The organism is Yoonia sp. GPGPB17 (genome assembly GCF_037892195.1).
Taxonomy (GTDB): Bacteria; Pseudomonadota; Alphaproteobacteria; order Rhodobacterales; family Rhodobacteraceae; genus Yoonia.
Window position 1 is genome coordinate 3004428 of record NZ_JATACI010000002.1, and the last position, 25771, is coordinate 3030198.

At 57.5% G+C, this 25771-nt stretch carries 24 protein-coding genes and 2 pseudogenes; 13 read left to right on the forward strand and 13 right to left on the reverse strand.

The genetic code is table 11. The annotated features are described in order from the left end of the window. Window positions 1-71: 71 nt before the first annotated feature. The 4 genes and pseudogenes from QTO30_RS15830 to QTO30_RS15845 form a co-directional block, all read right to left on the reverse strand. Window positions 72-1373: an NAD(P)/FAD-dependent oxidoreductase gene (locus QTO30_RS15830; RefSeq protein WP_340425038.1), complete on the reverse strand. Its 1302-nt coding sequence runs from the start codon at window positions 1371-1373 to the stop codon at window positions 72-74. After that, complete coding sequence (locus QTO30_RS15835) at window positions 1373-2764, reverse strand: aspartate aminotransferase family protein (protein ID WP_340425039.1); 1392 nt, start codon at window positions 2762-2764, stop codon at window positions 1373-1375. Before QTO30_RS15835 ends, QTO30_RS15830 begins: the two co-directional genes overlap by 1 nt. Window positions 2765-2780: 16 nt before the next feature. Then, window positions 2781-4155: pseudogene (locus QTO30_RS15840) on the reverse strand (glutamine synthetase family protein). A gap of 73 nt (window positions 4156-4228) precedes the next feature. Then, a complete protein-coding gene (locus QTO30_RS15845; protein WP_340425040.1) occupies window positions 4229-4912 on the reverse strand; it encodes a GntR family transcriptional regulator in 684 nt (227 codons plus the stop codon). Window positions 4913-5055: 143 nt separating this feature from the next. On the opposite strand from QTO30_RS15845, the pseudogene QTO30_RS15850 reads away from it, so the two are divergent. From QTO30_RS15850 to QTO30_RS15865, 4 genes and pseudogenes are all read left to right on the forward strand, one after another. Next, window positions 5056-6143, forward strand: a pseudogene (locus QTO30_RS15850) (polyamine ABC transporter substrate-binding protein). Window positions 6144-6218: 75 nt separating this feature from the next. After that, window positions 6219-7340: an ABC transporter ATP-binding protein gene (locus QTO30_RS15855; protein WP_340425041.1), complete on the forward strand. Its 1122-nt coding sequence runs from the start codon at window positions 6219-6221 to the stop codon at window positions 7338-7340. Window positions 7341-7345: 5 nt separating this feature from the next. Then, window positions 7346-8236: an ABC transporter permease subunit gene (locus QTO30_RS15860; protein WP_340425955.1), complete on the forward strand. Its 891-nt coding sequence runs from the start codon at window positions 7346-7348 to the stop codon at window positions 8234-8236. After that, complete coding sequence (locus QTO30_RS15865; protein ID WP_340425042.1) at window positions 8233-9054, forward strand: ABC transporter permease; 822 nt, start codon at window positions 8233-8235, stop codon at window positions 9052-9054. The genes QTO30_RS15860 and QTO30_RS15865 overlap by 4 nt, the downstream gene beginning before the upstream one ends. An 18-nt stretch (window positions 9055-9072) precedes the next feature. Here QTO30_RS15865 and QTO30_RS15870 read toward each other — a convergent pair whose 3' ends face one another. Together QTO30_RS15870 and QTO30_RS15875 are read right to left on the reverse strand one after the other, a co-directional pair. Next, on the reverse strand, window positions 9073-9345 hold the full coding sequence (locus tag QTO30_RS15870; RefSeq protein ID WP_340425043.1) for a hypothetical protein: 273 nt from the start codon (window positions 9343-9345) through the stop codon (window positions 9073-9075). Beyond that, window positions 9345-9689, reverse strand: coding sequence for a TetR/AcrR family transcriptional regulator (locus tag QTO30_RS15875; RefSeq protein WP_340425044.1), 345 nt, complete (start codon window positions 9687-9689; stop codon window positions 9345-9347). Before QTO30_RS15875 ends, QTO30_RS15870 begins: the two co-directional genes overlap by 1 nt. An 89-nt stretch (window positions 9690-9778) precedes the next feature. Between QTO30_RS15875 and QTO30_RS15880 the strand changes: the two genes are divergently transcribed. Continuing rightward, complete coding sequence (locus QTO30_RS15880) at window positions 9779-10906, forward strand: efflux RND transporter periplasmic adaptor subunit (protein ID WP_340425045.1); 1128 nt, start codon at window positions 9779-9781, stop codon at window positions 10904-10906. Window position 10907: 1 nt separating this feature from the next. Further along, a complete protein-coding gene (locus QTO30_RS15885) occupies window positions 10908-14141 on the forward strand; it encodes an efflux RND transporter permease subunit (RefSeq protein WP_340425046.1) in 3234 nt (1077 codons plus the stop codon). Here the strand turns inward: QTO30_RS15885 and QTO30_RS15890 are convergent. Genes QTO30_RS15890 through QTO30_RS15915 form a run of 6 tightly spaced genes read right to left on the reverse strand, consistent with a single transcriptional unit; the run spans window position 14044 to window position 19152 of the window. Next, window positions 14044-14793 (reverse strand): FkbM family methyltransferase, encoded by a 750-nt coding sequence (locus QTO30_RS15890; RefSeq protein ID WP_340425047.1) that lies wholly within the window; start codon window positions 14791-14793, stop codon window positions 14044-14046. The two genes, QTO30_RS15885 and QTO30_RS15890, sit on opposite strands and share 98 nt — an antisense overlap. After that, entirely contained in the window at window positions 14790-15311 is a 522-nt protein-coding gene (locus QTO30_RS15895; RefSeq protein ID WP_340425048.1) for a glycosyltransferase family 4 protein, read from the reverse strand. Before QTO30_RS15895 ends, QTO30_RS15890 begins: the two co-directional genes overlap by 4 nt. Beyond that, the gene (locus tag QTO30_RS15900) at window positions 15292-15846 is read right to left on the reverse strand and encodes a hypothetical protein (RefSeq protein WP_340425049.1); all 555 of its coding nucleotides are present in this window, start codon (window positions 15844-15846) and stop codon (window positions 15292-15294) included. The genes QTO30_RS15895 and QTO30_RS15900 overlap by 20 nt, the downstream gene beginning before the upstream one ends. Beyond that, window positions 15843-16751 carry a lysylphosphatidylglycerol synthase transmembrane domain-containing protein gene (locus QTO30_RS15905; RefSeq protein WP_340425050.1) on the reverse strand — a complete coding sequence of 303 codons (909 nt, stop codon included), beginning with the start codon at window positions 16749-16751 and terminating at the stop codon, window positions 15843-15845. Before QTO30_RS15905 ends, QTO30_RS15900 begins: the two co-directional genes overlap by 4 nt. Then, window positions 16748-18379 carry a sulfatase-like hydrolase/transferase gene (locus QTO30_RS15910; RefSeq protein ID WP_340425051.1) on the reverse strand — a complete coding sequence of 544 codons (1632 nt, stop codon included), beginning with the start codon at window positions 18377-18379 and terminating at the stop codon, window positions 16748-16750. Before QTO30_RS15910 ends, QTO30_RS15905 begins: the two co-directional genes overlap by 4 nt. Then, the gene (locus QTO30_RS15915; RefSeq protein WP_340425052.1) at window positions 18376-19152 is read right to left on the reverse strand and encodes a CDP-alcohol phosphatidyltransferase family protein; all 777 of its coding nucleotides are present in this window, start codon (window positions 19150-19152) and stop codon (window positions 18376-18378) included. The genes QTO30_RS15910 and QTO30_RS15915 overlap by 4 nt, the downstream gene beginning before the upstream one ends. A gap of 88 nt (window positions 19153-19240) precedes the next feature. Here QTO30_RS15915 and QTO30_RS15920 point away from each other — a divergent pair, with 88 nt between their 5' ends. The 4 genes from QTO30_RS15920 (at window position 19241) to QTO30_RS15935 (ending at window position 22924) form a co-directional block, all read left to right on the forward strand. Further along, window positions 19241-19600 carry a cytochrome b gene (locus QTO30_RS15920; protein ID WP_340425053.1) on the forward strand — a complete coding sequence of 120 codons (360 nt, stop codon included), beginning with the start codon at window positions 19241-19243 and terminating at the stop codon, window positions 19598-19600. Window positions 19601-19604: 4 nt separating this feature from the next. Next, window positions 19605-19793, forward strand: coding sequence for a cytochrome b (locus QTO30_RS15925; RefSeq protein WP_340425055.1), 189 nt, complete (start codon window positions 19605-19607; stop codon window positions 19791-19793). A 78-nt stretch (window positions 19794-19871) separates the two neighbouring features. Then, a complete protein-coding gene (mdoH, locus tag QTO30_RS15930; RefSeq protein WP_340425056.1) occupies window positions 19872-21428 on the forward strand; it encodes a glucans biosynthesis glucosyltransferase MdoH in 1557 nt (518 codons plus the stop codon). Continuing rightward, window positions 21425-22924 carry a glucan biosynthesis protein gene (locus QTO30_RS15935; RefSeq protein ID WP_340425057.1) on the forward strand — a complete coding sequence of 500 codons (1500 nt, stop codon included), beginning with the start codon at window positions 21425-21427 and terminating at the stop codon, window positions 22922-22924. The genes mdoH and QTO30_RS15935 overlap by 4 nt, the downstream gene beginning before the upstream one ends. A 2-nt stretch (window positions 22925-22926) precedes the next feature. On the opposite strand, the gene QTO30_RS15940 is transcribed toward QTO30_RS15935, so the two are convergent. Next, complete coding sequence (locus QTO30_RS15940; RefSeq protein ID WP_340425058.1) at window positions 22927-23670, reverse strand: endonuclease/exonuclease/phosphatase family protein; 744 nt, start codon at window positions 23668-23670, stop codon at window positions 22927-22929. An 88-nt stretch (window positions 23671-23758) separates the two neighbouring features. Between QTO30_RS15940 and QTO30_RS15945 the strand changes: the two genes are divergently transcribed. The 3 genes from QTO30_RS15945 to QTO30_RS15955 are packed head-to-tail and all read left to right on the forward strand — an operon-like array spanning window position 23759 to window position 25756. Beyond that, entirely contained in the window at window positions 23759-24154 is a 396-nt protein-coding gene (locus tag QTO30_RS15945) for a 6-pyruvoyl trahydropterin synthase family protein (RefSeq protein WP_340425059.1), read from the forward strand. Between the two features lie 2 nt (window positions 24155-24156). Next, window positions 24157-24921 carry a class I SAM-dependent methyltransferase gene (locus QTO30_RS15950; RefSeq protein ID WP_340425060.1) on the forward strand — a complete coding sequence of 255 codons (765 nt, stop codon included), beginning with the start codon at window positions 24157-24159 and terminating at the stop codon, window positions 24919-24921. Between the two features lie 49 nt (window positions 24922-24970). Continuing rightward, entirely contained in the window at window positions 24971-25756 is a 786-nt protein-coding gene (locus tag QTO30_RS15955; protein ID WP_340425061.1) for a RibD family protein, read from the forward strand. The last annotated feature ends 15 nt before the right edge of the window (window positions 25757-25771 follow it).

Consider the following 25771-nt stretch of genomic DNA (forward strand, 5'->3'; position numbering starts at 1 on the left):
CGCCTATAAAAACGCTCTGGTTGGACAAGCACAAGGCCTATCCAGTCATATCACCAGCAATGTGATAATCGCTACAATCTGTCACGCAAGCTATACCATAGCATCGCAAGGATAAGTAGGGGCGAACGCAGGGCTGGGCCGCCAGGGAAGGGAAACGTCGGAACCTTTGCCATGATATCGAACTTTTCGGCCTGTCCCGCAATCGCTTCGGCTGCAATCTGGCCAGACATTGTGCCCATCGCCACGCCTGATCCTGAAAACCCTGACATCGTCAGGATGTTGCCGTTGATCCGTTCATAATGCGGCATGCGATTCATGGTGATCCCGAGTGTACCGCCCCAGGCATGGTCAATTTCGACGTCCTTAAGCTGGGGAAAAATCTGAGTTAGCGGCTTGCGGACGGCACCTGCGATATCGCTGGGAAACTGGTAGCCATAGGTTTCGGTTCCTCCAAAAAGCAGCCGATGATCATCTGAGAACCGAAAGTAGTTTACGACGAATTTGCTATCCGCCACTGCATAGTTGTTGCGGATGATGCTGTCTTGCTGTTCAGGCGACATCGGCGCGGTTGAAACGATGAAGTTGTTAATCGGCATAACCCGTGCCGCCACGTGTTTGTGCATCTTACCCAAATAGCCGTTGCACCCAAGCACAACAAAACGCGCTTTGATTGTGGCCTGATCGGTGCTGACTGTTGCCGGGTCCCCCTCAGCTATGTTGTTTACTTTTGACCCTTCAAAGATCCGCGCGCCTGCCTTTGTTGCCAACCGCGCCAACCCCAGCACCAGTTCCAACGGGTTCACATGCCCCGACCCCATATCCAATGTGCCGCCGTGATATGCGGGTGAATTGACAATCTCGCGGCAGGCGTCTGGTTCCAGCACGCTGATTTTGTCGTAGCCGTATTTGTCCTGCATATGCGCGACAAAGTCGTGGTTGTGCACATGGTCGCGTTTGCGGTGCACCGTATGGAAGATGCCGGGATGGAACGCGGTGCGGACTTCATCCTTGGCACAAAGACTGCGGACCAGATCGACAGCCTCGCAGCCGATGTCCCAAAGCTGGCGGGCATGGCTGTCACCCACCATCGCCTCAAGCTCTTCCTGATCGCGGCGTTGACCGACACTGGCCTGACCGCCGTTGCGCCCCGAGGCACCAAAGCCAACGCGCTGGGCATCCAGCACGACCACGTCATAGCCGCGCTGAGTCAGGTGGTAAGCGGTCGACAGGCCGGTGAACCCGGCACCCACAACGCAAATATCACAGGTGATCTCACCCGCCGCCGCTGGAAAACGATCCAAATGCTCTGCCGTTGCGGCGTAGTAAGACGGCGGGTACTCGCCTTGCCGATCATTGGCTGTCAGCAGATCCATCAGCCCGCCTTCAGCAGGTCATCGGCCTTCAGTATTTCGTAGCATTCGTCCAGTGACTTGCGCGCCCGCTCCATCAGGATGTCAATCTCATCACAGGTGATCGACAAAGGAGGCGAGATGATCATGCGGTCGCCGACGCTGCGCATGATGACGTTGTTGGCAAAACAACGGTCACGACAGATGAAACCCACTGTACCGGGATCAGGGAAGGCTGCACGCGTCGCTTTGTCTGGTGTCAACGCGACCGAGGCCATCATACCAACAATTTTCGCCTCGCCCACCAGCGGATGATCAGCCAGCGCTTCCCATTTGTCTTTCAGGTAGGGCGCGGTCACATCGCGGATGTTATCGACCATGCCTTCCTCTTCCAGAATACGCAGGTTTTCCAAGGCGACGGCACAAGCCACAGGGTGCCCCGAATAGGTGTATCCATGGTTGAATTCAGTCTCGCGCAGCACGGCGGCGACCTCATCCGAAACGATGGACCCGCCGATAGGGATGTAGCCAGAGCTGAGACCTTTGGCGATTGTCATGATATCAGGCGTGATCCCGACCGTCTGAGACCCGAACCAATTGCCGGTGCGCCCAAAGCCGCAGATCACTTCATCGGCGATCAACAGGATGCCATACTTCTTCACAATCCGCTGGATTTCGGGCCAATATGTTTCTGGAGGCACAATGACACCACCGGCACCCTGAATGGGTTCGGCGATGAAAGCGCCGACCTTTTCAGGTCCGATTTCCTTGATCTTTTCTTCCAATTGGCGCGCGCGCTCGAGCCCGAACTCTTCGGGCGTCATATCGCCGCCTTCGGCCCACCAGTTGGGCTGATCAATGAATTCAATGCCCGCAATAGGCAAGCTGCCTTGGCCATGCATGCCCTTCATGCCGCCCAGCGATGTGCCGCCAATGGTCGAGCCGTGATAGGCGTTCCAGCGCGAGATGATCACGTCACGATCTGGCTGCCCTTTCTCCGCCCAATAGGTGCGCACCAGGCGGATATTGGTGTCGTTGGCGTCAGAACCGCCACTTGCAAAGAACACATGGTTCAAGTTTTCAGGTGCCAGCTCGGCCAGTTTCTTGGCCAACATCAGCGCCGGAACATGGGTCGTTTGAAAGAACGTGTTGTAGTACGGCAGCTCCTTCATCTGGCGCGCTGCGGCCTCGGCCAACTCATCGCGGCCATACCCGATGTTCACACACCAAAGGCCCGCCATGCCGTCGATAATCTCTTCGCCATCACTGTCTTTCAACCAGACACCCTTGGCAGAGGTGATCACCCGTGACCCTTTTTCTGCCAAAGCGTTGGCGTGGCTAAAGGGATGCAGATGATGGGCGGCGTCCAGCGCCTGCAATTCTTCGGTCGGGGGATAATTCGTGAGCACGTTCATGGGCTGTGACCTCTGATCAGACGTTTAAAAGAAGGTGGCGGCGTTCCCAGGGCGAGATTTCGCGCTGGTACTCTTCGTTTTCGGCTTGTTTGATTTGCTCGTAGAGACGGCAGAATTCCTCGCCCAAAAGCGTGCGGATGTCCTTTGCCTCTTCGAAGTACTCCAGCGCTTCGCGCAGGCTGGCGGGCAGGGGGACATCGGCCTCCCAAACCTCTTTGGTGGCTTCAGCGCGGGGCTCGACCCGATTGAGCATGCCCAGATAACCGCAGGCCAATGACGCGGCGATCGCGATGTACGGGTTGCAGTCCATGCCGATGACACGGTTTTCGAGGCGGCGTGCTTCGGGCTCAGAATGCGGCACACGCAGCCCGGTCGTGCGGTTGTCCGTCGCCCATTCCAGATTGGCTAAGCGCGCTTTGCCCGTCGACGGTGATGCGGCGATAGGAGTTTACGTAAGGTGCCAACAGCGGAATGATCTGCATCAGGTATTTCTGCGACCCACCGATGAACCAGCGGAACAAATCGGTTTCGGATCCGTCAGGGTTGGAAAAAATGTTCTGGCCAGAGGTGTCGACGATGCTTTGATGCACGTGCATCGCGCTGCCTGGTTCATCACGTTTGGGCTTGGCCATGAATGTCGCAAAGACGTTGTTCTTCAGCGCAGCCTCGCGGATCGTTCGTTTGAAGTAGAACACCTGATCCGCCAAATGCAGCGGATCGCCGTGCATCAGGTTGATCTCGATCTGGCCTGCGCCGCCTTCCTGGATCAGCGTGTCAATGGCAAGGCCCTGATGTTCGGCATAGTCATAGATGGTGTCAATGACAGGACCGTATTCATCCACGGCCACCATGGAATAGACCTGACGGCTGGGCACCTTCCGGCCTGTCCGGCCGACCGGGGTTTCGATAGGGTCGTTGGGGTCGAGGTTGGGGGTCGTCAGGTAGAATTCCAACTCGGGCGCAATCACTGGGGTCCAGCCTTTGTCGGCATAGGCCTGAATGACGTTTTTCAGAATCGTCCGCGGTGCGATGGAAAGCGGTGTCCCGTCGCGGTTGAACATGTCGCAGATCACCTGCAATGACACATCATCAGCCCACGGGATGGCGCAGGCTGTGGCCATGTCGGGCTTGAGCACGACGTCCTTTTCCAGCCATTGGTTTTCGATTTCCATGTCGACGTATTCACCGGAAATCGTCTGGTAAAACAACGAGATGGGCAGGGCCATTTCTGCGTCAGGCTGAAACTTCACCGTCGGCATCGTTTTGCCGCGCGATGTGCCAACCAGATCAGGGATGATGCATTCAACCCCGTCGATTTTTTCGCCTTTTGCGTAGGCAACGAATTCCTCTGACAGATTGTCTTGCCAGTTTGCGGAATGAGGTGACGACATGGGTGGCTCCTGCGCTGGCGTCAGGGCGTTTCAAAGCCCGTTCTCAATAATTTGATCAAAAGATTCGAAATAGTCAATTGGTGTCGATAGGATCGCTAGACGCATGTTCATTGACGGCTGTCTGACGCACGAATTCCATCCCTTGTCGGATGTCTTCGGCGATGGCTTCCTGCGTTGCCACTGCATCCCCATTTCGCAGTGCCTGAGTGGCCGCGCGGTGATGGTCGACCAGATTCGCTGTGCCATATCGCCCGCAAACGACCCGCAGGGATGGACCGATCCGCAGCCAAAGTGTTTCGGCAATCCGCCGCAGAATCTGCGCGTCAGCGAGGCCATAAAGATAGAAGTGAAACCGATAGTTGGCCTCAAGATATCCACGCACGTCGCCGATCTGAATCGCCGCATCGACCTGTGCATCAAGTCGCTCCAGCTCTGCGACATTGCTTTTTTTACAGTGTTTTTCCGCCATCTGCGCCAGCGCGGGTTCGACTGTCAGGCGCACCAGCTCGATCTGTTGCAGCCTGTGCGCGGTCATTTCTGGCACTTCGATCCGGCGGTTTTCGCGGGTGACCAATGCGCCCTCGGCGGTCAGGCGCCTGATCGCTTCACGTGCTGGGGTTACGCCGGTCCCGATAGATTCGGCCAATCCGTGTATGGTGACAGGTTGGCCCGGGACCACCTCACCAAACAGAATCATCTCTTTCACCCGAAGATAGATGGTTTCGTGTTCCGGCTTTTTCGTGACCAATTGGTTCATTCTGATGCCCGCCTCCAAGGCATATTGGATTTCACAAAGCCTTTAGGTTGTCAAAACCTATCAAATTCCAACAACAGGATTGCAAAGATGTATGATTTGATCAAAGCTATTTGCGATTAGGGGACAATCCAACGGAGGTTTACATGCTCAAAACGAAATCCTGCACCGCGCTTGCCGCGGTTTTGCTTGCTGCTCAGGCAGGTTGGGCGGAAGAGGTACGGGTCTACAACTGGTCAGATTATATCGACGAAGACCTGCTGACTAAGTTTGAGGAAGAGACGGGGTACGAACTAATCTACGACGTCTTCGACAGCAACGAAGTGCTGGAGACCAAGTTGCTTGCGGGGGGTCCGGCTATGACGTGGTGGTTCCGTCTGCCACGTTCCTTCAGCGCCAGATCGCCGCAGGTGCATTCCAGAAACTTGACCCTGCGATGCTGAGCAACTCTGGCAACCTTTGGGATGTCGTGCAGGCGCGCACCGAGACATACGACCCCGGTGGGCAGTACTCTATTAACTACATGTGGGGCACCACCGGGATCGGTGTGAATGTCGGTAAGGTTCAGGAAATTCTGGGCGAAGATGCGCCAATGGGGTCGCTCGATCTGATCTTTGATCCTGCAAACATGGAAAAACTCGCGGCATGCGGCGTGCATTTCCTTGATGCCCCGACCGAGCTGATCCCTGCTGCATTGCAGTACATTGGTGAAGATCCCGATGCGAAGGATGAAGAAACGCTCGCAAAGGCAGAGCCGGTTCTGTCTGCCGTGCGTCCTTTCGTACAGAAGTACCATAGCTCTGAATACATCTCGGCGCTTGCCAACGGTGATATCTGTGTTGCCTTCGGTTGGTCCGGTGACATTCTGCAATCGCGCGACCGCGCTTGGGAAGCCGACAACGGTGTTGAGATTGCCTACAATGCCCCTGTTGAAGGTGCGCTGATGTGGTTCGACCAGATGGCCATTCCGGTCGATGCGCCAAACCCAGAGGGTGCCCATGCATTCCTTGATTTCATCCTTGATGCAGAGAACATGGCAGCGGCATCCAACTATGTTTACTATGCAAACGGCAACGTTGCCTCGCAACCATTGCTGCTTGAGGACGTGATTGGTGATCTGGCGATTTACCCGGACGCGGCCACGCTTGAGACACTTTATACAACCACACCTTACGATGCGCGGTCACAGCGCTTTGTCACACGGATGTGGACACGTATTAAGTCCGGCACCTAAGATATCGACAGCCCCGGTCCACGATGGTGGGCCGGGGTTCTTACTGAAGAACGCAGACCCGAGGCCCCATTCCCTATGCCCGAAACCGCATTTGAGCCTTGGAACGATCCTGCCGCAAAACCCCTGATCCAGTTTCGCAATGTGACCAAAAGCTTTGGCAGCTTTACCGCGATTGATGATCTGAGCATTGATATCTTTGAAAAAGAGTTCTTCGCGCTTCTTGGTCCCTCGGGTTGCGGCAAGACGACGATGATGCGGATGTTGGCCGGGTTTGAGACACCGACTTCTGGCACGATCATGCTGGATGGGCAGGACATTTCGCCCATCCCCCCAAACAAGCGCAGCGTGAACATGATGTTCCAGTCATACGCGCTGTTTCCGCATCTGACCGTTTACGACAACATTGCCTTTGGCCTGAAACGCGACAAGCTGCCCAAAGAGCAGATTGATGCGCGGGTGAAAGAAATGCTGCGTCTGGTGCAGATTGAAAAATTTGGCCAGCGCAAGCCAGAGCAGATTTCGGGTGGTCAGCGCCAGCGCGTGGCCTTGGCCCGCTCACTGGCCAAAGCACCGAAACTCCTGTTGCTGGATGAGCCTCTGTCTGCGCTCGACAAAAAGCTGCGTCAGGATACGCAGTTTGAACTGATGGATATTCAGGAAAAGACTGGCACCACCTTTGTGGTCGTCACCCATGATCAGGAAGAAGCGATGACCGTCGCGTCCCGCGTGGCGGTGATGGATCATGGCAAGTTGAAACAGGTGGATACGCCTGACCGCATCTATGAAGCGCCCAACAGTACCTATGTGGCCGACTTTATCGGTGACGTGAACATCATCGAAGGTCACGGCAAGGCGCAGGGCGATGCTATGGCCATCAGTTGGGCCGAAGGGCGGCCACCAATCATCGGGACGCCGTCGAAACCGATCGATGACGGCAAGGTCAGCTTTGCGATCCGGCCTGAAAAGGTGGCGATTTCGGCCGAGAAGCCCACGGACCGGAACAATGTCGTGCAAGGCAAGGTCTTGGACATTGCCTACCTCGGCAACCTTTCAACCTATCATGTGCAACTGCCCAATGGGATCGTGATCAAGGCCCAGACCGCCAATTCACGCAGACGCGCCCGCCGCCCGTTTACATGGGAAGATGAGGTCTGGCTATCATGGACCGACACCGCTGGCATCGTGTTGGAGAACTGATGAACCTGCGTCGTTTCTCTCTGATCGCGGTGCCCTATTTCTGGCTGTTGGGGCTGTTTCTGGTCCCCTTCCTGATCGTCTTTAAGATATCGCTGTCAGACATCGCCCTGTCGATCCCGCCCTATACGCCGACGCTGGAACTGTCCGAGGGTTGGGCGGGTTTCAGGGATATGCTGTCGCAGCTCGACTTTGAGAATTTTGAGTTTCTGGCCACCGATGATCTCTATTGGAAAAGCTATCTATCCAGCGTCCAGATTGCCTTTATCTCAACCTTCATCTGCCTGATGATCGGCTTTCCCATTGCTTATGGTATGGCGAACGCGCCAAAGGAATGGCAGCCGACCCTGATGCTCTTGGTGATCCTGCCGTTCTGGACCAGCTTTTTGATCCGGGTGTATTCCCTGATTGGTATTCTTAGCCAGGAGGGGATGCTGAACCAGTTCCTGATGTGGCTGGGGGTGATCAACGAACCGCTGACGATCCTGAACACCAATGTCGCGGTCTATATCGGCATTGTCTATACCTACTGCCCGTTCATGATCCTGCCGATCTATGCGACGCTGATCAAACTAGACGGCTCGCTGCTGGAAGCGGCAGAGGATTTAGGGTGTTCGCGGACCGAGGCGTTCTGGCGCATTACTGTCCCGCTGTCCAAGGCGGGTATCATCGCGGGCTGTTTCCTCGTCTTCATACCTGCGCTGGGCGAGTTTGTGATCCCATCACTGCTCGGCGGGTCAGAGACGCTGATGATTGGCAAGGTCCTTTACGAAGAGTTCTTCGCCAATCGTGACTGGCCGGTTGCCGGTGCGGTTGCCGTCATCCTGCTCTTGATCCTGATCATCCCCATCGTCCTCTATCAGCGCAACGAACAAAGACAGTTGGAGGCCGAGACATGAGGCGGCTGACATGGTTCAATGCGACCTCGCTGACGTTGGGGTTTGCCTTCCTATATATTCCGATGATCGTGGTCATCATCTACAGCTTTAACGAAAGCCGCCTGGTCACCGTCTGGGGTGGCTTTTCGACGAAATGGTATGGTGAGCTGTTTCAAAATGAAGCCTTCCTTGATGCGGCTTGGGTCACGTTTAAGGTTGGTTTCTTCTCGTCCATCATTGCGACCATCCTTGGTACGATGGGGGCCTATGTGCTGGTCCGCGGTGGGCGGTTCTTTGGGCGCACGTTGTTTTCAGGGATGATCTATGCGCCTTTGGTTATGCCTGAAGTGATCACTGGTTTATCGTTGCTGCTGCTTTTCATCTCTATCGGATTGGATCGTGGGTTGTTCACGATCATCCTAGCCCACGCAACATTTTCAATGTGCTATGTCTCGGTCGTGGTCAGCTCGCGTTTGGTCAGCTTCGACCGGTCGGTTGAGGAGGCAGCGCTTGACCTTGGCTGTACACCGTTCGAGGCATTTCGCCTCGTCACGCTGCCCATCATCGCGCCTGCTGTGATCTCAGGCTGGCTTTTGGCCCTCACGCTGTCGCTTGATGACCTTGTGATTGCATCATTTGTCGCTGGCCCATCGGCCACCACTCTGCCAATCAAGGTGTTCAGTTCGATCCGCCTTGGCGTCAGCCCCGAGATCAACGCGCTTTCGACCATACTGATTGGTTTGGTGACGATCGGAACAATTATCGCATCGCTGACAACAAAACGGGCCGTGATGTGCCGTAAGCGGCGCGAAGAACAGATGGCCGAGCAGGCAGGCTAAGATACGACCTCAAGTCAGTTAGCTTGCCTCGGGCACGATCCGGCGTGCAATCTCTACGAGAAGTGTTTCCAAATCCTTGGGCATTTTGCCATCTGATAGCTTGCCATCAATGCTCAGGAACGACAGACCGTGCACAAAGCTCCACAGCATCAGGGCCCTTTGGCGGTCATCATCAATGATCTCAGTACGCCCGTGGCATTTCGCGACCTCGAGCTGAACGACAGAGAATTTCTGATCGCCGAGATTATATAGCGCGTCATCTTTTTCCGTTTCGCCAGACCACGTAAACATCAGCCGGAAAACGCCGGGTTCGGTTGTGGCGAACCGGATATAGACTCGCCCCAGTGCGATGATCCGTTCCCGGGTTCCTTCGGGGTGGGGGCCAACTCTGCCAACATCTGCTCGGACTGGCGGATCATACCCGCGGCGGCCACTTCGCGCAGCATCTCGGTCTTGTCCTTGAAATGCTTGTAGGGCGCGGCCGTCGATACACCCGCACGGCGACAGGCCTCTGAGACAGAGAAGTGATCGGGGCCTTTTTCTTCGACCAATTGGCGCGTGGCTTCGATAAGCTGTGATCTTAAATCGCCGTGATGATAAGATGTGCGTTTGTGCGCATTCTGCTCAGTTTTCATGATCCAATCTCTTTCATGCTCCGTAACACTTGTCAAAGTGAGAAGTTCTAACATATGTTAGAGGCGCTAACATTGCGAGAGGGTGAGTTATGTCAAAAGGAATAGTATCGCGCATTCTGCGTCGGATCGGTGTCATTGTCGGAACTGCTCTTGCAATCGCGATGGCGGTTGGGGCGGTGATGTTTGGTTCTGATGCCTTGGCCAAGCGCGTCGAAAATACACCTCCTCCGACACCTGCGACGCTGACTGCTGTCGCTGTTTCATCCGTTCAGTTTGAGGATCACTACACAACGACCCGCCGGTTCCTGGGCCAGGTTGAGGCGACAGCAGATGCGGCCCTATCGTTTGAGTTGGGTGGCCGGTTGGCCGAGCTGACCGTTAATGAAGGTGAAAGCGTCACCAAAGGCGCAGTAATCGCGCGGCTGGACACGGCTTTGTTGGAGGCCGAGCGGCAACGATTGGCCGCATCGAAAGATGCCACGCGCGCGCAGCTTACGTTTGCCGAAACGCGGCTGACCCGGGCAGAGCAACTATTGGACGAAGGATTCTCAAGCCAGGAAACGCTGGACCAAGCACGTGCGACCCGTGATGAGCTGGTAAGCCGGATTGCGGAGATAGATGCAGGTTTGACGAGTGTCACGATTAACGTTGAAAAGTCCGAACTGCGTGCTCCATTTGACGGGCGCGTAGGCGCGCTGGACGTTGAGGTGTCTGAAACGGTTAGTCCGGGTCAGATGATCGTTTCCCTGATTGAAATTGGCGATCCTATTGTCCGCGTGGGCCTGCCGCTCAGTTTGATGGAGGCCGATCTGCAGGGCGTGAAGATCGAAACAGCAGGGCAACAACATCAAGCGCGGCTGCTGCAACTACGCCCCGACATCGACCCGACAACGCGCACCCGGACGGCACTGTTTGCGCTGGATACCCAAGCGATGCTGACCTTTGGCCAGACTGCGACTCTGCTGGTTAATGTCACGGTGCCAGTGCAAGGCGCATGGGTTACGCTGGATGCGTTGCAGCAAGGCTCTGGCAGTATCTGGACGGTTCTGGTCGTCGAGGACAACATCGTGCGGACTGCCGCAGTCGAGGTGTTGTTTCAGCAAAGCGACCGCGCTTTTGTGCAAGGCAGTTTTGCCGAAGGCACAAAGTTGATCCGCACCGGTGCGCACCGTGTCGTACCTGGTCAGCAAGTGCAGATCTTGGGCGATGAGGCTTAAGATGCTCAGCACGCTCACTTTTCGTCAGCCGCGCCTTGTCGCGCTGATTTTGCTGGTTTTGATTTCGGCAGGCATGTCGTCGTTCCTGTCCTTGGGGCGGCAAGAAGACCCAACGATCACCAACCTTTTTGCCTCGGTCACAACCCAATTTCCGGGCGCAGACCCGGCACGGGTTGAAACGCTTGTCACCGCCGAAATTGAAGAAGAACTGCAATCCATTGCAGAGGTAGATGTGATCGGATCGGTTTCGCGCTCTGGCGTGTCGGTCGTATCCATTGAGTTGCTGCAAACGCTTGATGATGCGACAATTGAACAGGTGTGGTCCGAGGCGCGTGACGCGGTGGAAGCCGCGCGCCGCAACTTCCCCGCTGGGGTGTTGCCCCCTGATTTCGATGCCGAAGGAATATCATCCTACTCTGCCGTCGTGGCTGTCACGGCTGACCACGCAGACGTTCCTCATGCGATTGTCGCAGCACATGCCGACGCGCTTGCTGACCGGTTGCGCACTATTCCCTCAACACGGGCCGTTGATCTGTTCGGGGAACCAGAGACCGAGGTTCTGGTGACAGTCGATCCGCAGGCGGCTGCAAATCTGGGTTTGACGGCGCAGGATATCTCGGGCCTGATCAGTGCGGCGGATGGCAAGGTGCAGGCGGGCCGCGTGCAAAGCGATGCTGTCAATCTGACCATCAACATTTCTGGCGCAATCGAAACGCTGGAGCGTCTGGGCGATGTTGTTTTGCGTCAAAATGCGGATGGTGCGACCGTTGCCCTGGCGGACATCGCGACCATTACGCGCGACGCGCGAGAACCTGCCAGCGAAATGGCGATTGCCAATGGCAAGCGTGCGATCCTTGTCGGTGTTCTGGCGCAGGATGGTGTGCAGATCGACCGTTGGATGGGCTTTGTGCGTGACGAACTGCAAGCCGGGGCGGTGGCTGTTCCGGTTGGTCTGTCTGAGACGCTGATGTTTGATCAAAGCACCTATACCGCTGATCGTCTGGCCGAGGTGGGGGTCAACATGGCCATTGGTGTCACATTGGTCGTGCTCGTTCTCTTTGTCACACTCGGCCTGCGGGCCGCGGCGATTGTCGCTGTTGTGCTGCCGGTTGTATCGCTGGCCACGCTGGCCAGCATGAACTTCATTGGCCTGCCTATTCACCAGATGTCGGTAACTGGTCTGATCGTGGCCCTTGGCCTTTTGGTCGATGCCGCCATCGTGATGGTTGATGAGGTACGCCAACGTCTTGGGCGCGGCATGGATCGGGCGACGGCGGTCGGTGATGCGGTCAACCGGCTAGCGGCCCCCTTACTGGCCTCTACCGTCACGACTGCGCTGTCGTTTACGCCGATGATTTTGCTGCCGGGCCCGGCGGGCGACTTTGTAGGTTCCATCGCGATTGCCGTCGTCCTGATGCTGGTCTGGTCATTGTTTGTTGCGCTCACCGTGACGCCCGCATTAGCAGGATGGTTCCTGAAAGGCGGTAAGCCAGCGGGTTTGCAGGTTCCATTGCTGGGCCGCGCGTTTTCGGCACTGATCAATCTGTCGGTGCGTAACCCCGTGCGATCTATGGCGCTTGCGTTGGTCTTGCCCGTCCTTGGCTTTGCCGCTTTCCCGACACTTACGGCGCAGTTCTTTCCGGGGGTGGAGCGTGACCAGTTCTACATCGAAATTGACATGCCGCCCGGTACGGCTATCGCAGAAACCGCGACAGTTGCGCGCGAGATCGATGCGCGTCTGGCTGAAAGTGAAGGGGTGGATCGCGTTTATTGGTCATTGGGTCAATCTGGCCCCGCGTTCTATTACAACATCACCAGTGGCCGTTCGGCTGAACCTGCCTATGCACAAGCCATGGTCAAAACGATCACAGCGGAAGATGCCGCGCGCATTGTGCCGGAATTGCAGGATACGCTTGATCTGGCTTATCCGCAGGCACGCATTATCGTGCGTGACTTGGTCCAAGGTCCTCCTGTCGCTGCCCCTATCGAAGTGCGCCTTGTTGGCCCTGATCTGAATGTGCTGCGTGATCTGGGAAATGAGGCGCGGGCGATTATGGCCGACCTGCCTTTGGTTACGCAGGTACGGGCGGGTGTGGTCAGCGGTGCGCCACAGCTGCGTTATGAAATCAACGAACCTGCTGTACGGTTATTGGGAATGAACCTGACAGATGTTGCAGCGCAGCTTGAGGCCGGGCTGGTTGGTGTGACCGGTGGCAGCCTTGTCGAAGGGACAGATCAACTGCCGGTGCGAGTGCGCTTTGGCGATGATTTGCGCAGCGATCTTGAGGGGGTCAATGACCTGCCTATTTTGCTGCCAAACGCTGTGGCCCTTTCCGGTACTGGCGCGTTACCGGTGGTCCCTTTCTCCGAGTTGGCGGTCACTGTGCTTGAGCCCGCGGAAAGCGTGATCACGCGGCGCAACGGTGAGCGGGTCAACACGGTGCAGGCCTTTATCGTTCCCGGTGTCTTGCCGGAAGAGGCATTGCAGGATGTACTTGCTGCGCTGGATGCCCGTGGCTTTGATGTGCCGCTGGGCTATCGGATCGAGTTGGGCGGCGATAGTGATGCGCGTTCGGATACCGTCGGGAACCTGCTGGCATCCGTAGGTCTGATTGTGACGCTGACGATCGCCACAATTGTACTGACCTTCAATTCCTTCCGGTTGACGGCGATTGCCTTGGTGGTTTGCGTTCTATCGGCAGGTCTGTCGATGTTGTCACTTGCGGTGATGCAATTCCCCTTCGGCATCAACGCGATCATTGGCGTGATCGGGTCAATCGGTGTGTCGATAAATGCCGCAATAATCATTCTGACCGGTCTGAAGGGTGACCCGGACGCTGCTGCTGGTGATACTGACGCCATCGCGCGGGTGGTGACCGGGTCAAGCTTTAAGCATATCACGTCGACGACGATCACGACCTTTGGTGGCTTCTTGCCTTTGATTTTGGCGGGCGGTGGCTTTTGGCCGCCCTTTGCCGTCGCCATTGCGGGCGGTGTGATGTTGTCTGCTGTGATTTCTTTCTTCTTTACGCTAAGCAGCCTTCACGCTGATCTACCGGACAAAGCAAGTGGATCAGGGCAGTGCGGCTTTGGTGAGCGCGGCTTAGGTCGGCTTCAAGTTTTGCCCTCTGCCGTAATCACCGGAGCCGCGCGAATACATCGCCGGAGTTCGCCCGCATCGGTAGCCTTGCGATCTGTGACTGTAATGTTGGCGCGTCGGCCCAGTCTGGATTGACGAAAGCATGATCCTCGCCCAGGCTGACGTTGAACTCATAGTCACCAAGGTGGCGCATTTGGGTCAGGCAATCCAGTGCGACGTCCTTTTGAATCGTCGTGAACTCAAACGACAGTGCAGGGGGCCGGTGCGTCAGGCCCTTAAGCACCTCCAGCTCATGCCCCTCTACATCAATCTTCACAAAATCCGGGACGCCATATTGCGCAATCAGCGCATCCAGAGTGATGGTATTGACGGTGATCCGACTATCCCAAACCTGCCCTTCCCATTGCGTGGACCGACGCGCCGCTGCGATCAAATCCGACGAGGCGGTGGTGATCGTGGGATTGTCCGTGTTCACATGCAGATGCAGCTTGCCGGGTTCTGCTCCTACCGCTGTCTGGTGCAGGTTGGCCCGGTCGCATTTGCCATAAAGCAGTCGCAAGGCACGGAAGATATGCGGTTGCGGCTCTGCGGCGACAACGGTCGCCCCCAGACGTAGAAAGCTGCCAGTGCGGTCACCCACATGGGCACCGATGTCAAAGGCGAGGTCGCCTTTGGTCACAAATCGCGCATTCAGCCGGTCCATGCGTGCGGTGCGGTCCGCATCGCGGTAGTAGACATTCAGCGATTTATGGATCGCATGTAGATGTGCTTTGGTTATGGCTGTCATGAAGCAGGGGCCTTTGTAGCTGTCAGGGCGGCAGCGGCAGCCGCTGCGGTGTCACGCCAACTGGGCAACGCATGCCCGGCAGTCTGTGCCGCAATGGCGAGGGTTTTGCGGTTTTCTGGATCGCTCAACAGCCGTCGCAACGCATCGGCAAAAGCCTCTGGCGCGTCAGGTGGCACCAAAACTCCGGCACCTGATGGCACGGTATCCGGCACAGCCCCGACATTGCAGGAAATGATCGGCAACCCGTGCACGAGCGCTTCGTCAAAAACGATCCCATAACCTTCAAACCGGGTCGCCAGCGCGAAGAGGGTCGCAGACCCGAAAAGCGCCCCCAATTTTGCATCATCAATCTGACCAGTGAGTGTCACACGGTCGCCAAGGCCGAGCGACAGGCGCAGGTCCGTAAGCTCTTGCGCGTGGTTTGCGTCGAGTGGTGCGCCGACGATCTTGGCCTGCCAATCCAGATCGGTGATCCTGGCCAAAGCCTTGAGCAGAACATCATGCCCTTTGCGCGGCAATTGGATACCAACCGACAAGATCAGCGGGGGTCGACCGGTCGCGCGACCTCAGAAGGTCGGTCGGTGCCGGGGCGTGCGATGTGAATGCGGTGCGCTTAAGCACCCCGTAGTCCGACACCAGCAGAGCCGCGGTATGCGGACTGGGCACAATCACTTGAACGGCATGTGCAAGGTTGGCGCGTTCGCTGTGGTAAAGCTCCCGTGCACGGTCAGGGTCCAGTCCGTTTTCAAGCGCAAGCGGGTGATGGATCAGGGCAACGATGGGCGTATGCACCTGTACGACACGGGCTGGATCCATCGCGCCAAAGGCGAGGCCATCAATAATCACGGGGCAGTCGTCGACAATAGTGGCCAGTTGCGCGAAGGTTGTATCCATATCCTGCGCTGACGGTCCCGGAAAGCTGCCGGGCAAAGCAATATGGGTCACGTCGATGCCCATCGCTCGCAACTCATGCAGTAGCCTGCGGTCATAGATATACCCTCCAGTCAGCGTGGTCAGATCACCGGGTACGGCAAAAGCGGCGCGCGCGATCATTTCAGCACCATGGCGATAAGGCCCGGCAGTACGGCAAGCAGCATGGCGACCCCGAACATCACGCTGGCCGCGACACCTTCGCTAGGTGTGGTGCCAGCAAGAGGCAGAAGAATTGCCGCTGAGCCTTCTCGGATACCCCAGCCGCTGACGGTGAAAGGGATCAGCATAGAAAATAGGATGACTGGTACGATGGCGACCAGAGCAGCGACGGACAAATGCACCCCGACCGCCCATGCGCAAAACCCAAAGGCGGCAAGGTTGCAAAAGGTGATTGCGGCACCCAGCCCGACTTGCCCCGGAAGGGCTCGTCTTGACAGCAGCGCAGCATAGAACGGACGCATCCAGCCAGCGAGTGTTGTTCCCAAGATCGCGGGGACCCATTGGCCGAGGACGATCAGTGCAGCAACGGCGCAGCCAACCATGATGATTGTGCCAATGGGGGCGGCGATTGACAGGGGCCAATCCAACCCGCCCACTGACAGGTTGGTTACAACAAAAGCGCTAGTCATCGTGATGAACATCGCAATTTGTCCCGCCAAACGCTCGAACACTACAGCTTGTGTGGCGACGGCAAGGCCCCCCTGCGCCCGGGCGCGCACCGCTCGGGCGGCGTCACCCACGACAGCGCCAGGCAGAGCTTGGTTGACGACTTGTGACATAAAATACTCCTTAATCGCGTAGGGTAGCTGCAAGACTTGGCCCAAATGTGCGGCGGTCAGTTTCCAGCGCAACGCCGATAAGAATGTCTGACAGATCAGAATACCGATAGCCGTCAACAGCCAAAGGGGCTGTGCCTGCGAAAGGATGCGCATGATTTCGGGTCCATCGGCGGCAGACCACAATAAAGTAATCAGAAGTGCCGTGAACACCAGCTGACCGATGCGCCAAATGCCCGCCCGCGTCATTGAGCAACCTCGGCGATCAGCTGCGAGGACAGGGCTTGCACGATATGCGCGCGCATCAGGTCCATGCCACGCACCGGCGTGGTGTCAGCCGGGATTAGGCCGGGGGTGAAATCGGCGTCTGAGAGCAGATCAACCAAGGAATTGGGACCAATGATATGCATCGGCACATGCGGCCGCTCATCCAATGCAATAAACCCGGCGGCCTGATGGTCGCCCACGATGATCATCAAAGGCGGTTCTTTGGCGTGCAAAGCGGCATAAGCAAAGACCGTCTGTAAGGCATAGTCTACCGCCAATCTGTACTGGTCGCGCACGCGGTCGTTGTCCTGCCAGACCACGCGGGGCGGGTCGCTGGACGCCACGATGGGGTCAAAAACCGTGCCGTCGCCCAAATCATCCCAGTTGATCACCTCTGGCACCGGAACCCATGGGGCGTGCGATGAACCCAGCGCCATCTGGATAAAAAAAGGCCTGTCATCAGTTTGCCGGTCACGCAGCAGACGATCCATTGCAGCGAATGTGAATTGGTCGGGCATTGTGATCCAGTTGAAGGGCTGCCCGGCATAGCCCAGATCAGCCTCGGCAAGGATTGTCTCGAACCCCATGAACTGTGCTTCGGGCCAATCAAGGGTAATTTGCGGCATCACGGCGGCTGTATGAAACCCGGACTGCCCCGCCAGATGAAACAGGGTTTGCCTGCCACTAGAGAGCGCCGCGCGATAGCTGGTTTGGTTTGGCACCCACAGCCCATTGGCAAAGGATGCATGCGCCAGCCAGCTTTGCCCGCCCTGGGTGGGCGAGGCGAGCAGGGTGGATGACATGGACAGCCCCGATGCGGATAGGTCTGCCTGTGCGCGAGCCAGTGTTTCGCGGTGTAGATTTGCATAGAGCGGTGTGTCGAGGCTCGTGCGCCCATAGCTTTCGACAAACACAACGATGACATCGCGATCCACCAGATCAAACAGGCCCGTTTGTTTTGCAAACGGGTCGTTCCGCGCGGCGGCCCGAAAAACGCGCAAGTCCGCAATGGTTTGCTGGGCGGTCTGGATACGCTCTACACCGACGCGGGCGGTGAAGGCGGTACCGGGATAGGGAAATGGCGCGCTCCAACGGCCCATCTTGGCACCGACGTCGGCAATGACGATGCCGGTACTTGCGATGGCGGCGGCAGTGGCCAGCGCAGGCAAAGGATAAGGCTGTGAAATCCGCGCCCAGATGCGCATTGCCCACCATAAGATGGCAGCAAGACCTGCGATCGTCAGTACCCCACTGATAATGGCAACGATGGCTGCGGCGTGCCCCAGATTGCCTACAATCAGATCATAGAAAGAGCCGACAAGAGGTAAGTCGCCTACTGGGTTAAAGCCGCGATTGAGTGAGGTGAACATGACAAAATCGGCGGTTTTGAGGACAGCAATTGTCGTGAGTGCCACAACCAGTCCAAACCGCAAAACAACACCTGCGCGCGATGCACCGAAGGCCAAGAGCGCGAACAGGATTGCGGGCAACTCAAGCGGGAACAGCAATAGCGCGTCCCATGCGACGGCTGCGGGGTGATTGGGCTGGATCAGCACCAGATCGATGATGAGGGCTGCCACAATGGCCGCCAGACTACCGCGGAGCGTCAAATGCCCGGCCTCCGCCTTTGCCAGAGCCAAAGGATATCGCGCGCAAAGGACCAGATCAGCGCGAATATGACAGCTGCGATCATCAGTTCCAGGCGCCCGTCCGCAAGGAACGGAATCTGCACAGCGATTAGCGCGCCGATCTGGAAGACGCAGACGGCCTTGCGGCTGAAACTGAACCTTGGATTTAGTGGCTGGTTCAGCCAAGGCAGTTGCAGCCGTGCAATCCAAAACAGGTAGTGTGGCAGGCCCAGCAGGATCACATAGTGGCCAGCGGCCCCGTTGATGGCGGCATAAACTGCAAGCACAAAGGCGAAGATGGCATCAACTTCGACATCAAAACGCGCCCCAAAATCGGAAGCGCGGTCCTGCTTACGGGCCAGCCACCCATCTAAGCCATCGAGGCAGAGAGCCAGCGCCGCAATCCCGAAGGTCGCCCAGTTCGGAGCTATTCCGGCCAGCATCACGACACAAAGAATCCCTACGATCACCAGTCGCGAGAGCGTTACCAGATTGCACAAACCTAAGGTGGGATGCGGAAAATCTTGGCTTAGGCGAAATGCCGCCACTGCTGCAACCGCGAGGTAAAGACCAGTCCCAACGGCCACTAAGACACTATTTCCAGACGTGATCGCGAACAACACATCATAAAGAAAGACCAATGCCACAGCGCCAATCAGCGCTGCCCCACAGAACATATGCAAGGGCGATGCGACAAAGCTGCCTAGCTTTGTGGGGGCATCCGTTATGGGCTTGTCCGGTGTGGGCTGTTTCATCCGTCGCACTCTAAAAAATAATTCTTGTGAATAATACGCGCAAGTCAGGCGTAATATTCCCAAGACAGCAAAAAAGAGAGTACGACCCATGACAGATAACGTTCGAAGATATCGCGTCCCCGCCCGGCTAATTCACTGGATCATGGCGCTCCTTGTTCTTGGGATGATCGCGGTTGGGTTCTTGATGGTGCGCGACGAGCTAAGCCGCAGCTTTCAGAACTTCCTCTTTATCTCGCACAAAAATATCGGTGCGCTGTTGCTGATCCTGATCTTTGTGCGTCTGTTTTACCGTTGGCGATACCCGCCTGTGCTGGCCCCGGTTGCCCTGCCCAAGGCGCAGGAATTTGCCGCCCATGCCACGCATATCGGTCTCTATGCCCTACTCTTGATTATGCCACTTGCGGGCTATGTCAGGGTCAGGGCCGGGGGTTCCGATCGAAGCGCTTGATGCGATGGGTGTTCCGGCGCTGGTGCCGCGATCCGAGGTTTTGGCAGAGGTTGCGAAGGCGGTGCATTTTTACGGCGCTTATGCAATTACTATCTTGGTCGCGATGCACATTGGTGCGGCGGCGTATCATGGGTTGGTGCGGCGCGACGGGATTTTTAGCCGGATGTGGCCACCCATTGGGCCAAAGTCATAACGTGCAGGGAAAGCAAGTCAGCGTGTTTAATCCGAACTCTCAGATCATTCTACATGCACAACAGCGTTTTGGGCGCTTGTGGCGCGGTCAGACTGTGCGGGGCTCCGCGACCGTCGGGGCGGGATTTGCGCCGTTTGTCAGTCTAACCGTTGCGCTGTCGGTCCTGATCGTGGCGGCCTTTGCTTAAGCGCGGTTGTCGAATGGAGCGCGCTGACCGTCGTCGTGGCTGTGCTGATCATGGTGAATGGCTTGTGGATTTCCGGCGGAGCGGCGACCGCTGTACTGGGGTTGTTTGCCCCTGCTGTGCCGCAGAGCGTGCCGCCCCAGCATTGGGTGCCGAAAGGCAAGACGGCCGTCTTGATTGCCCTATGTGGCGAAGCTCCGGGTCCACTGGCTGCGTATCTGAACAGCTTTGCGCGTGGTTTGGGGGCGGTTGGCCTTGGGCGTGAGGCGACAGTCTTCGTGCTGTCTGATACATCAGGCACATCGCAAATCGCGGCAGAGGAAGCGGCGCTGGCCAACCTGATTGCGCAGGGGCGCATCGTCTATCGCCGGCGGACCGAAAACATCAATAGAAAGCCCGGCAACATCGCGGATTGGCTTAACACCCATGGCAGCGATTATGAGTATATGGTCGTCAAAGATGCCGATAGTCGGATGACACCAGACAGCATCAAACAGTTGACCTGGCAGTTGGAAACCCGGCCCGGTACGGGGCTGTTGCAGGCTGCGATTGCGCTGATCCCGGGCCGTACGCGCTTTGGTCGCCATCAGCGGATTTCGTCACGTTTGCTGGGGCGTGCCTTTGGCCGTGGATTTGCCGCCTGGTCGGGCAAGGCTGGCAACTATTGGGGCCATAACGCGATCATGCGCGTGGCGGCATTTCGGTCTGCCGCACGCTTGCCGCGTTTGTCAGGCCGTGCCCCCTTTGGGGGTGATCTGCTGAGCCATGACTTTGTCGAAGCCGCATGGATGCGTCGCGCTGGTTGGGACATTGAATTGGCGCCCGATATGCGCGGCAGCGCCGAGGATGCGCCACAAAGCCTGCAGGAATTCTTCCGCCGCGACCGCCGCTGGTGTCAGGGCAATTTGCAGCATCTGCGGCTGTTGGCCAGCCCCGGCCTGCATCCTGTCAGCCGCATGCATCTGGTAACCGGGGCGTTCAGCTATCTGTCCGCGCCGATTTGGTTATTGCTTTTGTTGCTGCTTAGCCTCGGGGCGATATCGGTCAGCAACTATGCGTCGATTGCTTTGGTCGCTGTGGTGCTTCTGATGCCCAAGCTTTGCGCTTTGGTTGATTTGTTGCCGCGCGCCCGCACAATCTGGCGGCGGCGGGTGATCCTGCGCGCTTGGCTGTCCGAGCTGGCGTTGTCCACATTGGTGGGCCCTTTGATTTCGCTGCGCCACGCAACATCCGTTGGGTCCATATTGATAGGACAAGACTGCGGTTGGAAATCTGGTCGCAAACCGCTCGTGATATTGCCTGCGGGATGGTCAGAGGTGGCGGTGGGTCTTGTGGCTCTGGCGCTTGCGCTTTCCAGCCCGAACACAAATGCGCTTTGGCTGGCACCGGTGATTGCGCCGCTGCTCATTGCACCGCTGCTGATGCTGTTGCTGAACGGGAAACCCGCATGAAACGCCGTGAATTGTTGATGAGTACGGCGGCTTTCGTGGTCGCGGGCGCTTTGCCTGCGGTGGGAGAGACTGTCGGCAGTTTGCGAAATGTCGCCAAGGCCCTGCAAAGCCAACCTTACACCCCCAACACCACTCCGCTTACACCGCCTTTTGCGGGGCTGGATTACAATGCCTATCGCGGCATTCGTCCCCAAGCGGGAAAGGCGGCAATGCTGCCGCACGGCAGCCGGTTCGCTGTCGATTTGCTGCCGCCGGGCCTTTATTTCCCTGATCCGATCAAGGTGGATAAGATCACATCCGAGGGTCTGCAAGAGATAGCGTTTAGCCCCGGGTTGTTCGATTTTGATACGCGGTACTTCGACGAGATACCGCTGACCAGTCCCGGTGCAGGCTTTTCCGGCATGCGCGTGCGCTATCCGTTGAATGCACCGGACCGCATGGATGAAGTGCTTGTCATGCAGGGTGCCAGCTATTTCCGTGCGATTGGCAAGGCTATGGTTTACGGGTTGTCAGCCCGTACAGTCGCACTTGGTACCGGCGGAGATGGGCCAGAAGAGTTCCCGCGGTTTATTCACCTGCGTTTGCATCCGGCGCAGGATGAGACCGTTCGCATAGAAGGCGTGATCGACAGCCCGTCGCTGACCGCCCATCTGGATATGGTGCTGCGTCCCGGTGTGGATACCGGGATGGAGATCACCACGACGTTGTTTCCCCGCGTGGATATCGGCGATATCGGGATTGCGCCGCTGACCTCGATGTATCTGAAGGGGCCGATGCTGGCCTCGGTGTCCGATGATTTCCGCCCACATGTGCATGACAGCGATGTGCTTGCCATCACCAATGGCGCGGGCGAGCGGATTTGGCGGCCCATCGCGAATCCGCGCAATGTGGAAACCTCTGTTTTTGTGGACGACAGTCCGGAACGGTTTGGTCTATACCAAACGCCGCGTGCCTATGAGAATTATCAGGATACCGAAGCGCGCTATCATGACCGCCCCTCGGCCACGGTAGAACCACTAGAGCGGTGGGGCCCGGGTGCTGTGATGTTGGTGGAATTGCCGACACAGACCGAATTTCTGGATAATATCGTGGCGTTCTGGCGGCCCGCGGCACCTTTACGGGCAGGGCAGGAATACCGCTATGCGTACAAGCTGACGTGGGCGTTGAACGCACCTAACATAGGTTCGCTGGCTCCATTTGTGCAGGGTCGCAGCGGACGCGAGCATGACAGGCCCGGACATCGCCGATTTGTGGTGGACGTCGCCACTGTCGTGGATGGTGCCTTGCCGGTGATTTCGACCACCGACGGGGCCAAGGTGCTGGGGATCAGTGCGTTTCCTTTGCCTGATGACAGTGGCACTCGCGTGACATTCTTGTTCACGCCGGGTGACCGGGATGTCGCTGAAATCCGCCTTAGCCTGCGTGCGGCGGATGAAACGCCGCTTAGCCCGGTGTGGCTGCACCGCTGGACGCGGGCGCGCGATGGGGGTGTCTGATGCTAGTTGCCCAGATTTATATGCGCCAGCAAGGGCCGGTGATCGGACGTCATGCGGATACCGGGACCATCAAGCACTTGTGTTTCGTTGATGTGCGCCGGGGCCGTCGTCAGCACGCGGTCGAGCGGCAGCAGGGGACGTTTGATGGGAAAGGTCGGCTTGGTCGGGCCGCGCAACTCGACGCCCAGAAAGCGTTTCGACAGGGCGAGGCCACCCCAGGGTCGCCATTCGTTCAGATCGCCTATCAGGATCGCAGGGCGGCGCGGCTTGCGGAACATGAATTGGCAGATCGTGCGCAGTTGCGCCCACCGCAGCGTTTGCATCAGCGACAGATGCATGCCGATCAGACGAAACTGAGTTTCATCAACCGTAAGGTCTGCAATGACCGCTCCACGATGGCAACGTCCTGGCAGATCAAGCAGGGTGATCCCCTCGACGGTGATCTTGGGGCTTATGAAGATGATCGTACCCAGAAATCCGTGGCTGCCCGCGGACCAACGATGTGCCGGATCGGTGTGCAGATAGCGCAGTCCGCTCGCAGCCTCGACCGCCGCGATATCCAGAAGACCCGCATGTGGTGGAACCTCTTCATCGGCCTCCTGAAGGATCAGTGCGTCAAGATCGTCCAAGGGCGTCTCATCTTGCAGCGTGGCCAACGTGCGGTTGGGATCGACGCGCCCGTCATTCCCCCGACAGCGGTGAATATTCCAGCTCAGGCAGGTAAGATCTTGATTTCTATCTGGCAATATCTGGCCTTTGTGAGTGGTGTGCTGACGCGTGGTCAGAGAAACGATAGTCTTAACTTCCAAAATAGCGATACGATTGGGGAAATAAATGTTTGCAGTTGAAGTACGTGATCACGTCATGATCGCCCATTCCTTGCCATCGCCGGTGTTTGGCCCGGCGCAAGGTATGCATGGGGCGACATTCGTCGTGGACGCGGCATTCTATACCAAGGATCTGGATGACAACGGCTTGGTTGTGGATATGGGGCTGGCGCTGGAGGCTTTGGCCGGGGCTTTGAAGCCGCTGAAGTATGCGAACCTTGATGAGGTGCCTGCGTTCAAGGGCAAGATCACAACAACCGAGTTTTTGTGCCACTACATTTGGCAGCAGCTGCGTGACACGGCCAAAACCACGGGTCTGGGCGACGGCGGCCGGGTGTGCCGGATCAAAGTTTCGCTGGAAGAAAGCCATGTCGCGCGCGGCTGGTACGAGGCGGATATCTAGCGATGGGCTTTTCACCTGACTGGCTGGCTTTGCGCGAACCGTTGGATCATGCGTCACGCGATGCGGACCTGTTGGCAAGGGCTGTGGCCTGCGCAGGGCCGGGCACCGTCGTGGTTGATCTGGGCAGTGGGACGGGATCAACAGCGCGGGCATTTGGCGATACAGGTTGCAGGTGGCGCTTTATTGATGGGGACGCGGCGCTGTTGGATATTGCGCAGGCACGGCATCCGGGGGCAGAGCAGGTCGTGTTTGATCTGCGCGATATTGAAGAGTTGCCGCTCGAGGGCGTTGGGATGGTGACAGCCTCGGCTTTGCTTGATCTGATGCCGTTGGAGTGGGTGAAAGCCCTGGCCGGGCGGTTGCAAGACGCGGGCATCCCACTCTACGCTGCGCTGAATTACAACGGTGTGATGCGCTGGCTGCCCCGGCATGAGGCGGACTCCGATGTGACCAAGGCATTCAATGCCCATCAGCGCACTGACAAGGGGATTGGTCCGGCTTTGGGGCCAACAGCGAGCGAGGTAGCGGCGGAGGTTTTCGCCGACCAAGGCTTTGAGGTGCATTTTGGCGACAGTCCTTGGCAATTGAACGGGTCGGCAGCGCAGTTGCATGATGAATTGCTAAACGGGATCGGTATGGCGGCCGCAGAGGCAGGGTATGCGCAGGCGCAGGCGTGGACCGCAGACCGCTGCGCGACTGTGGCGGAGACGGTTGGATACATCGGGCATACCGATATTTTCGCCGTACCGCGGGACATGGGGGAATAAAATGCAGCACGTGGACGTAACCGGTAGAGTATGGGAAAGGATTCTTGACGTGAGAACAGGTGCGGCCTGTCTGTGTTGTGGCAATTGGACCTGGGGCGAGGCGCAGGCGTTAGCGCTCTATGGTGCCTTGGCCCGTCCCACGGCGACCTGTCAGGTGTTTGCACAAATCGGTCAGTCGCTGGACGGGCGTATCGCAACTGAAACAGGTGATGCGCAGGATGTGTCCGGCAAGGATGGGCTGGCGCATCTGCACCGGCTGCGCGCTTTGGCCGATGCAGTAGTGATCGGGGTCAAAACCGCGTTGCACGATGACCCCCAACTCACCGTGCGTCTGGCCGATGGCGCTAGCCCGGCGCGTGTCGTGATTGACCCCGATGGGCGCTTGCCCAACGATGCGCGTTTGCTGACCGATACTTCTGCTCGCCGCATTGTCATCCAGGCGGTGGCCAAGGAACGCCCTGCTGGTGTTGAAGCGATTACCCTGCCTCGCGCATCATGGATCGCACCAGAGGACATTCTGAGCGCCCTGCAGGAGCGCGGCTTCAAAAGCATTCTGATCGAAGGTGGTGGGATCACAATTACCCAGTTCCTGGAAGCTGGCCTTTTAAATCGTCTGCATATGGCGATCGCGCCTTTGCTGATCGGCTCTGGCCCGCAAAGCCTGACAACTGCGCCAATTGGCACACTGGCGCAGGCCCGCCGCCCGGAAACGGATGTCTATAACCTTGGCAGCGATGTTTTGTTTGATTGTGCGCTCAACCCTGCTGATGCGCTGCCTATTGTCGCTGCACGCTGCGCGAATGCCATGCTGAAAACCGTAGGCTCCGGCCGCTGACCAAAATTGAGACCA

Coding starts and splice junctions, on each gene's coding strand:
- QTO30_RS15830 (WP_340425038.1), bottom strand. CDS start 1,373: ATGGATCTGCTGACAGCCAATGATCGGCAAGGCGAGTACCCGCCGTCT.
- QTO30_RS15835 (WP_340425039.1), bottom strand. CDS start 2,764: ATGAACGTGCTCACGAATTATCCCCCGACCGAAGAATTGCAGGCGCTG.
- QTO30_RS15845 (WP_340425040.1), bottom strand. CDS start 4,912: ATGAACCAATTGGTCACGAAAAAGCCGGAACACGAAACCATCTATCTT.
- QTO30_RS15855 (WP_340425041.1), top strand. CDS start 6,219: ATGCCCGAAACCGCATTTGAGCCTTGGAACGATCCTGCCGCAAAACCC.
- QTO30_RS15865 (WP_340425042.1), top strand. CDS start 8,233: ATGAGGCGGCTGACATGGTTCAATGCGACCTCGCTGACGTTGGGGTTT.
- QTO30_RS15870 (WP_340425043.1), bottom strand. CDS start 9,345: ATGTTTACGTGGTCTGGCGAAACGGAAAAAGATGACGCGCTATATAAT.
- QTO30_RS15875 (WP_340425044.1), bottom strand. CDS start 9,689: ATGAAAACTGAGCAGAATGCGCACAAACGCACATCTTATCATCACGGC.
- QTO30_RS15880 (WP_340425045.1), top strand. CDS start 9,779: ATGTCAAAAGGAATAGTATCGCGCATTCTGCGTCGGATCGGTGTCATT.
- QTO30_RS15885 (WP_340425046.1), top strand. CDS start 10,908: ATGCTCAGCACGCTCACTTTTCGTCAGCCGCGCCTTGTCGCGCTGATT.
- QTO30_RS15890 (WP_340425047.1), bottom strand. CDS start 14,793: ATGACAGCCATAACCAAAGCACATCTACATGCGATCCATAAATCGCTG.
- QTO30_RS15900 (WP_340425049.1), bottom strand. CDS start 15,846: ATGATCGCGCGCGCCGCTTTTGCCGTACCCGGTGATCTGACCACGCTG.
- QTO30_RS15905 (WP_340425050.1), bottom strand. CDS start 16,751: ATGACGCGGGCGGGCATTTGGCGCATCGGTCAGCTGGTGTTCACGGCA.
- QTO30_RS15915 (WP_340425052.1), bottom strand. CDS start 19,152: ATGAAACAGCCCACACCGGACAAGCCCATAACGGATGCCCCCACAAAG.
- QTO30_RS15920 (WP_340425053.1), top strand. CDS start 19,241: ATGACAGATAACGTTCGAAGATATCGCGTCCCCGCCCGGCTAATTCAC.
- QTO30_RS15925 (WP_340425055.1), top strand. CDS start 19,605: ATGGGTGTTCCGGCGCTGGTGCCGCGATCCGAGGTTTTGGCAGAGGTT.
- QTO30_RS15935 (WP_340425057.1), top strand. CDS start 21,425: ATGAAACGCCGTGAATTGTTGATGAGTACGGCGGCTTTCGTGGTCGCG.
- QTO30_RS15945 (WP_340425059.1), top strand. CDS start 23,759: ATGTTTGCAGTTGAAGTACGTGATCACGTCATGATCGCCCATTCCTTG.
- QTO30_RS15950 (WP_340425060.1), top strand. CDS start 24,157: ATGGGCTTTTCACCTGACTGGCTGGCTTTGCGCGAACCGTTGGATCAT.